The organism is Stenotrophomonas sp. PS02301 (assembly GCF_029959485.1).
Taxonomy (GTDB): domain Bacteria; phylum Pseudomonadota; class Gammaproteobacteria; order Xanthomonadales; family Xanthomonadaceae; genus Stenotrophomonas; species Stenotrophomonas maltophilia_Z.
In genome coordinates, this window is record NZ_JASCOO010000139.1 from 1 (window position 1) to 7,987 (window position 7,987).

At 67.0% G+C, this 7,987-nt stretch carries 4 protein-coding genes and 1 riboswitch; of the genes, 2 read left to right on the forward strand and 2 right to left on the reverse strand.

Features of this window, described 5'->3' with window-relative positions; translation table 11 throughout:
- Positions 1–78: 78 nt before the first annotated feature.
- Both ppc and QMX81_RS19665 read right to left on the reverse strand, forming a co-directional pair.
- Positions 79–2,790: a phosphoenolpyruvate carboxylase gene (gene ppc / locus QMX81_RS19660; RefSeq protein ID WP_282264009.1), complete on the reverse strand. Its 2,712-nt coding sequence runs from the start codon at positions 2,788–2,790 to the stop codon at positions 79–81.
- Between the two features lie 190 nt (positions 2,791–2,980).
- A complete protein-coding gene (locus QMX81_RS19665) occupies positions 2,981–5,515 on the reverse strand; it encodes a prolyl oligopeptidase family serine peptidase (RefSeq protein WP_282264011.1) in 2,535 nt (844 codons plus the stop codon).
- Between the two features lie 126 nt (positions 5,516–5,641).
- Positions 5,642–5,731: riboswitch (S-adenosyl-L-homocysteine riboswitch) on the forward strand.
- A 35-nt stretch (positions 5,732–5,766) separates the two neighbouring features.
- Here QMX81_RS19665 and ahcY point away from each other — a divergent pair.
- The gene (gene ahcY / locus QMX81_RS19670; protein WP_282264013.1) at positions 5,767–7,212 is read left to right on the forward strand and encodes an adenosylhomocysteinase; all 1,446 of its coding nucleotides are present in this window, start codon (positions 5,767–5,769) and stop codon (positions 7,210–7,212) included.
- Between the two features lie 223 nt (positions 7,213–7,435).
- Positions 7,436–7,909 carry a Cys-tRNA(Pro) deacylase gene (gene ybaK / locus QMX81_RS19675; RefSeq protein WP_282264015.1) on the forward strand — a complete coding sequence of 158 codons (474 nt, stop codon included), beginning with the start codon at positions 7,436–7,438 and terminating at the stop codon, positions 7,907–7,909.
- The last annotated feature ends 78 nt before the right edge of the window (positions 7,910–7,987 follow it).

The window sequence follows — 7,987 nt, forward strand, 5'->3', positions numbered from 1 at the left end:
GGCAGGTATCGACCGTGGGTCGATACCTGCCAGATGGCGCGCGCTGCCGGCCAGCGGCCGGCACTACCCCGTCATGGCCTAGCCGGTGTTCTGTACGCCCTGAGAAACACCGTTCACACACGCCACCAGCGCGCGCAGTACGTCATCGTCTTCGCCCCCGCTTTCACGCCAGCGGCGCAGCAGGTCCACCTGCAACACGCTGATCGGATCGATGTAGGGGTTACGCAGGCGGATCGACAGTGCCAGGCGCTGATCGTGCTGCAGCAGTTCATCCTGCCCGGTCAACGCCAGGATCCACTGCGAGGTGAGCTCCAGCTCGCCCTGGATCTGCGGGAAGAAGCGGCCATGCAACGCACCGGACAGCTGCGAGAACTGTTCGGCGATGGTCAGGTCGCCCTTGGACAGCACCATCGCGATGTCGTCCAGGAAGGTGCTGAAGAACGGCCAGTCGCGCGCCATCTCTTTCAGGAGGCCTTCGTGACCAGCGTCGATCGCCGCCTGCAGGCCACTGCCGACGCCATACCAGCCCGGAATCACGGCCCGCGCCTGGCTCCAGGCGAACACCCACGGAATCGCGCGCAGGTTGGTCAGTGCGGCATCCTCGCCCAGACGGCGCGAAGGGCGTGAGCCCAAGGTCATCCGCTCGATCACGTCGATGGGCGTGGCCAGGCGGAAGTACTGCATGAAGTCTTTCTGGCCGACGAAGGCGCGGTACGCCTCCGAACTCTTCTGCGCGATCAGGTCCATCACCGGGCGCCACTGTTCCTCGCGCGGTTCCGCTGCGCGCGGGCGCAGGCTGGAGCGCAGCACCGCACCGGTGGACTGCTCCAGTGAGCGCAGCGCCAGTGCACGGATGCCGTACTTGCGATGGATCACTTCGCCCTGCTCGGTCACGCGCAGACGGCCGTCGATGCTGCCGCGCGGCGAGGCATCCACGGCGTGCGTGGTCTTGCCGCCGCCGCGGCTGATCGAGCCGCCACGGCCGTGGAAGAAGGTCAGCCGGATGTCGTTCTCGGCGGCGACGTCCAGCAGTTCCACCTGGGCACGTTGCAGGCCCCAGCGCGAGGCCGCGATACCGCCGTCCTTGCCACTGTCCGAATAGCCGAGCATCACCATCTGCACATCACCGCGCGAGGCCAGATGGGTGCGGTAGACCGGGTCGGCCAGCAGATCGCGCAGGGTGTCGGTACCGCGCTTGAGATCGTCCACCGTTTCGAACAGCGGCGCGATGTCCAGCGGCACCGCGCCGGCGTCATCGACCAGGCCGCCGCGACGGGCCAGCGCAAGCACGGCGAGCACATCGCTGCGATCATGCGCCATCGAGATGATGTAGCTGCCCAACGCGTCGGCGCCGTGCCGGTGACGGGCATCGGCCAGCGCCGCGAACACTGCATCCAGCCGTTCGCCGCCTTCTTCGTTGCTCGCGGGCAGCGCCTGCTCGCCACTGGCGAACGGGGCCAGGCGCGCCGCGCGGGTGACCGCATCAGCGGCGTCCCAGGCCTCCTGCCCATCCAGCACGCTGGCCAGCGCCCGGCCGTGCACGCTGGACTCCTGGCGCACATCCAACCGCGCCAGGTGGAAGCCGAAGGTGCGTACCCGCCACAACAAGCGACGCACCGCGAAACCGCCGGCATGGTCGCCCTTGTTGTCGTGCAGGCTGCGCAGGATCAGCTCGATGTCGTCGGTCAGCTCCTGTGGGGACGCATACGCACCGTCCGCATCGTCCATCGTCGCCTGCACGCGTGCGCGCATGCGGTCGTTGAGCAGGCGATAGGGCATATCGGCGTGACGCGGCCGCGAGGTGACCTTGGGCAGCAGCGTTTTGTAATGGTCCACGCGCGCCTGCAGCGCATCGCTGACCGCCACCCGCTCGGTGGACTGGCTGAGCAGGCTGGCCAGCTGCAGCAGGTCTTTCTGGTAGCGGCCGAGTACGGCCTGGCGCTGCGCATCGAGCGTGTTGCGGATGGTGCCGGCATCCACGTTCGGATTGCCGTCCATGTCGCCGCCCACCCACGTGCCGAAGCGCAGCAGGCGGGGCAGCGGCAGTGCTTCGCCGTAGGTATCCAGCAGCGCCTGCTGCAGCGATTCGTACAGCACCGGAATCACCCGGTACAGCACCTGGACCAGATAGAAGCCGACATGCTCCCGCTCGTCATCCACGGTGGGGCGCACGGGCGAGGAATCGGTGGTCTGCCACGACGCCGTCAGGGCCATGCGGAAACGCGCAGCGTCGGCGGCGGCTTCACCCGGCGTGCGCTGGCCGTCCAGGTTGTCGACCAGGCTGGCGACCATCAACTGCTCTTTTTCCAGCAGCGCGCGGCGGACTGCTTCGGTCGGATGCGCGGTGAACACCGGCTCGATATCGATGCGCGGCAGCCACTGCGCCAGCTCGGCCAGGGTCACGCCCTGCGCTTTGAGCTTGACCAGTGCGTCCTGCAGGCCATCCGGCTGCGGCGTGGCCGTACCGGCACGCTGGTAGTCGCGGCGGCGGCGGATGCGGTGCACGCGCTCGGCGATGTTCACCACCTGGAAGTAGGTGCTGAAGGCACGCACCATCGCTTCGGCGCGCGCCGGCGGCAGGCCGGTCAGGACGTCGTTGAGATCGGACAGCGGGGCGTCGCTTTCGCGGCGGGCGATGGCGCGCGTACGCACCTGTTCCACATCATCGAAAAACTGCGTGGAGACCTGCTCGGCGAGCAGGTCGCCGACCAGTGCGCCGAGTCGGCGTACATCGTCACGCAGGGGAATATCGGGAGTGGCAAAAACGATGCTGCTACGGTACTCGTTCATCTGCGACGCACTGGCCTCGGGAACGGAATCCGCTCAAGCCTAACCCACAATGGGGTCATTGCTGCGTCGCGCAAATAGTTACATCTGGTAGTGCCGGCAAGGGGCCGGCATTACCGATTGTTCCGTACCGGCCAACGGCCGGTACCTACCGGGTGTTGTCAGGTACCGCCAGTGGCCGGCACCTGCCAGCTCAGCGCTTCTTCTTGACGGGCTTGCCTTCGCCCACGGTCTGCTCCAGCCAGCGCTCGCTCTCGGCCAGCATGGTCATGATCGATTCGCGTGCACGGTAAGCATGCGATTCATTGGGCAGCATCACCAGGCGCGAGGTACCGCCCAGCCCCTTCACCGCGGCGAACATGCGCTCGCTCTGGATCGGGAACGTGCCGGAGTTGTTGTCGTCCACGCCGTGGATGAAGAGGATCGGGTCCTTGATCTTGTCGGCGTAGTTGAACGGCGACATCTTCTGGTAGACGTCCTGCGCCTGCCAGTAGTTGCGCTCTTCGGCCTGGAAGCCGAACGGGGTCAGCGTGCGGTTGTACGCACCGCTGCGCGCGATGCCGGCCTTGAACAGGCGGGTATGCGCGAGCAGGTTGGCGGTCATGAACGCACCGTAGGAGTGGCCGCCGATCGCGATGTGCTCACGATCGGTCACGCCACGCCGCACCGCTTCATTCACGGCCGCCTCGGCATTGGCGATCAGCTGCGGCAGGTAGGTGTCGTTCGGCTCCTTGTCACCCTCGCCGATGATCGGCATCGAGGGGCTGACCAGCACCGCGTAGCCCTTGGCCAGGAACGCCTGCGGGCCCCAGTAGCTGATCGCGTTGAAGCGGTACGGGGAATCGGTGACCTGGCTGGCCGCTTCGGCGGTCTTGAACTCGCCCGGGTAGGCCCACATCAGCAGCGGCAACGGACCGTCCTTCTTCGCGTTGTAGCCCGGCGGCAGCATCAGCGTGGCGGTCAGGTCGACGCCATCGTTGCGCTTGTAGCGGATCTGCTCCTTGCTCACCCCACGCAGCTGCGGCAGCGGGTGCTGGAAGTGGGTCAACGCCGTCGGGGCGGCGGTGGCATCGGCCAGCGACTGCACGTAGAAGTTGGCCGGCTCATCGGGCGACTCGCGGGTCAACAGCAGCGAGGTGCCTTCCTGGTCGAGCAGCGCCACCGGCGCGGCGTAGGACGGCGCCTGCGAGTGGAACAGGCGGGTGGTCTGCTTGCTGTCCAGATCAAGGCGATCCACGAACGGACGGTCGCCTTCCGGCGAGGCGCCCAGCCCGTACAGGAAGATGCTGCGGCCATCTGCGCTGACCTGCAGGCGCGAGCGACCGTTGACGTCGCGCACCAGGCCCGGGCGGCCCGGGTCGTTGTAGCGGTCCTGCGAGGAACGCGCCGACAACAGCTCGGCCGCCTTCTCCGGCTGGTCAGGCGCGATCCGCCACTGCTTGACCTCGCGGTTCTTCCACCACGATTCGTTGAGCAGCGCCAGATCGCCACGGCCCCACTGGATGCCCGCATAACGGCTGCCCAGCTGCGCCAGCGTGACCGGCGGCTTATCGAACGGGGCCGCCTGCATCAGCACCGCGTCGCGCACCTTGGCCTCGCGGTTCGGGTCGCCGCCGTCCTGCGCTTCGGCCCAGACCAGGGTCGCCGGGGCATCGGCGCGCCAGTCGATCCGGCGCACGCCGGTGGCCACCGCATCGTTGCCGGTCGGCAGGCCTTCCTTCAGCGGCAGGTCGGCGACGGTGTGTTCGAGCTTGCCGTCCACCGCGGACAGCACTTCGATGCGACGCGCGAACGCGCTGGCCGGCACCAGGTAGGAGTACGGACGCACCACCCGCTCGCTCAGCAGGTAACGGCCATCCGGGGAGAGGGTGACATCCCAGTACACCCCACCGGTGGACAGCGGCGTGGTCACCCCGTTGAGCGCGACCTTGGCCGGCTGCGCGCTGGCGTAGTAGTCGAAGAGGCGGGCATCGGCCTCGTTCTTGAGCATGTCCTGGTAGGTGCGGATCGTGCGCACACCGGCGTCGGCCTCGGTCTGCTGGATCGCCGGGCCGGTCGGAATGCCGCCAGCGGCCGGTGCCGCACCCTGGCCCTTGAGCTGCTGCATCACCAGCAGGCCACGGCTGTCGGGCTGCCAGCTGTAGCCATCGCCCATCACCGTGTTCAGATCACCGACCAGGCGGCGCGCCGAACCGGCGTCGACATCGACGATCCACAGTTCATTGGTGTGGGTGGCCGCGTGCACCTGATTGAAGGCGATGTACTTCTGGTCCGGCGACCAGGCAAAGGTGGCGATCGACAACGGCTGCGGCAGCCCGCTGATCTGGCGCTCCTTGCCATCGGCCACGCTCATCAGCCACAGCTTGTCGGCGAAGCTGAAGCGGCTGGCCGAATGCGTGGCCGGGTTGATGCGCAGGCCGGCCAGCTTCAGTTCGGGCTGGGCAACGTCGTTGATCGACGGCAGCGGCGGCGTCTGCAGCAGCGCGGCCAGGTCACGGCGCGGGGACAGGCTCAGGGTCGGGGCACGCGGTGCATCGACCACAGCCTGCAGGGCCGGCGAAGGCAGCTGGTAGCCGCCCTGATCGCCCTTGGCGGCGGCTGCGGTCGGCGCAGTGGTCTTCACGGCCGGCGCCGCGGCCAGCGCCAACGGCGGCACCGCCAGCAGGGCCAGGCCGAGGATCAAGGTATGGCGCCACTGTGGAGCGCGTCGACCGGGGGTGCGTGTCATGTTCTGTGCCTGTGCTGATACGAACCCCCGACCTTAACAGCCGCGCGCCGATCGCCCCCCTGCCGATGGTTGGGGGCAGGGACCGATTCATGCCAATGCAACTGGCCACGATATAATGGGTGACCCTCCACCGAGGGGCGCTGCGACCGTTCCGGACCTTGTCCGGGGGCGGCCAGGCTCGGTGGCCAGGATTGGTTCCAACGGCGCCCGGCGAACACGAGTATCGACTCGTCATTACACCGGAGCTTTGAATGAACGCTGTTGCCAAGACCTTCTCCACCGAAGGCGATTACAAGATTGCCGATATCTCCCTGGCCGATTGGGGCCGCAAGGAGCTGGACATCGCCGAGCATGAAATGCCGGGCCTGATGTCGATCCGTCGCAAGCACGCCGCCACCCTGCCGCTGAAGGGCGTGCGCGTGACCGGCTCGCTGCACATGACCATCCAGACCGCGGTGCTGATCGAGACCCTGAAGGACATCGGCGCCGACGTGCGCTGGGCCTCGTGCAACATCTTCTCGACCCAGGACCACGCGGCTGCGGCGATCGCCGCCTCGGGCACCCCGGTGTTCGCCTGGAAGGGCGAGACCCTGGAAGAGTACTGGGACTGCACCCTGGACGCGCTGACCTTCACCCTGCCCGACGGCACCCTGACCGGCCCGGAGCTGGTGGTGGACGACGGCGGCGACGTGACCCTGCTGATCCACAAGGGCTATGAGCTCGAAAACGGCAGCACCTGGGTCGATGAAAAGGCCGCCTCGCACGAAGAGCAGGTCATCAAGAACCTGCTCAAGCGCGTAGCCACCGAGCGCCCGGGTTACTGGGCCCGTGTGGTCAAGGACTGGAAGGGCGTCTCCGAAGAGACCACCACCGGCGTGCACCGCCTGTACCAGCTGGCCCAGGCCGGCACCCTGCTGATCCCGGCGATCAACGTCAACGACTCGGTCACCAAGAGCAAGTTCGACAACCTGTACGGCTGCCGCGAGTCGCTGGCCGATGGCCTCAAGCGCGCGATGGACGTGATGCTGGCCGGCAAGGTCGCCGTGGTCTGCGGCTACGGTGACGTGGGCAAGGGCTGCGCCGCTTCGCTGCGCGCTTACGGCGCGCGCGTCGTGGTCACCGAGATCGATCCGATCTGCGCCCTGCAGGCCGCGATGGAAGGCTTCGAGGTCAACACCCTGGAATCCACCCTGGGCCGTGGCGACATCTACGTCACCACCACCGGCAACAAGGACATCATTCGCATCGAGCACCTGAGCGCGATGAAGGACCAGGCCATCGTCTGCAACATCGGCCACTTCGACAACGAGATCCAGGTCGATGCGCTGAACGCGCTGGCCGGCGTGCAGAAGATCAACATCAAGCCGCAGGTCGACAAGTACATCTTCGACAACGGCAATGCGATCTTCCTGCTGGCCGACGGCCGTCTGGTCAACCTGGGCTGCGCCACCGGCCACCCGAGCTTCGTGATGTCCAACTCGTTCGCCAACCAGACGCTCGCACAGATCGACCTGTGGGCGAACAAGGACAGCTACGAGAAGAAGGTGTACCTGCTGCCGAAGAAGCTGGACGAAGAAGTGGCGCGCCTGCATCTGGAAAAGATCGGCGTGAAGCTGACCACCCTGAGCCAGGAACAGGCCGATTACATCGGCGTGCCGGTGGAAGGTCCGTTCAAGCCGGAGCATTACCGCTACTGATCGGCATGCCGGTCCAGTTGCATTGAAAACAGACGGGCGCCGGAAGGCGCCCGTTTTTTTGTGGGTTGAGCGCCATCACGACCAACGATCGTGACCTGCCAGGCGGGCGGCACCGACCGTGGGTCAGTGCGCAGAACGAGGTAGGTACCGACCGTTGGTCGGTACGCCTGGTCCGATAGGCTGGGTCAAGCCGACACGCCGCACCCCACGCTACGATGCGCCCATGACCCCTGCTATCAACCTGCTCAAGACGCTCGGCATCGCGCACAGCGTGCTGTCCTACCACCATGACGCCACCGCCACGTCCTATGGTGGCGAGGCAGTAGAGCAGCTCGGGCTGGATCCGGCGCAGGTGTTCAAGACACTGCTGGCAAGCACCGAGAAGCACGAGCTGCTGGTGGCGATCGTGCCGGTGAGCGGCACCCTGGACTTGAAGGCACTCGCCGCAGCGGCCGGCTGCCGGAAGTGCGAGATGGCCAACGCCGATGCGGCGCAGCGCGCGACCGGTTACCTGGTCGGGGGGATCAGCCCGCTGGGGCAGAAAAAGAAACACCGCACCTTCCTGGAGGCGAGCGCGCAGATGCTGCCGAGCGTGCACGTCAGTGCCGGGCGGCGTGGGCTGGAGGTGGCGCTGGCACCGGCCGATCTGATGCAGCTCACCGGCGGCAGCTACGCAAGCATCGGCAAAGCCCGTTGACCGGTAGTGCCGGCCGCTGGCCGGCTCCCCGTGACGCTTGCCTCATGCGTCAGACAGACTGAAGAGCCGGCCAGCGGC

Coding starts and splice junctions, on each gene's coding strand:
- ahcY (WP_282264013.1), top strand. CDS start 5,767: ATGAACGCTGTTGCCAAGACCTTCTCCACCGAAGGCGATTACAAGATT.
- ybaK (WP_282264015.1), top strand. CDS start 7,436: ATGACCCCTGCTATCAACCTGCTCAAGACGCTCGGCATCGCGCACAGC.
- QMX81_RS19665 (WP_282264011.1), bottom strand. CDS start 5,515: ATGACACGCACCCCCGGTCGACGCGCTCCACAGTGGCGCCATACCTTG.
- ppc (WP_282264009.1), bottom strand. CDS start 2,790: ATGAACGAGTACCGTAGCAGCATCGTTTTTGCCACTCCCGATATTCCC.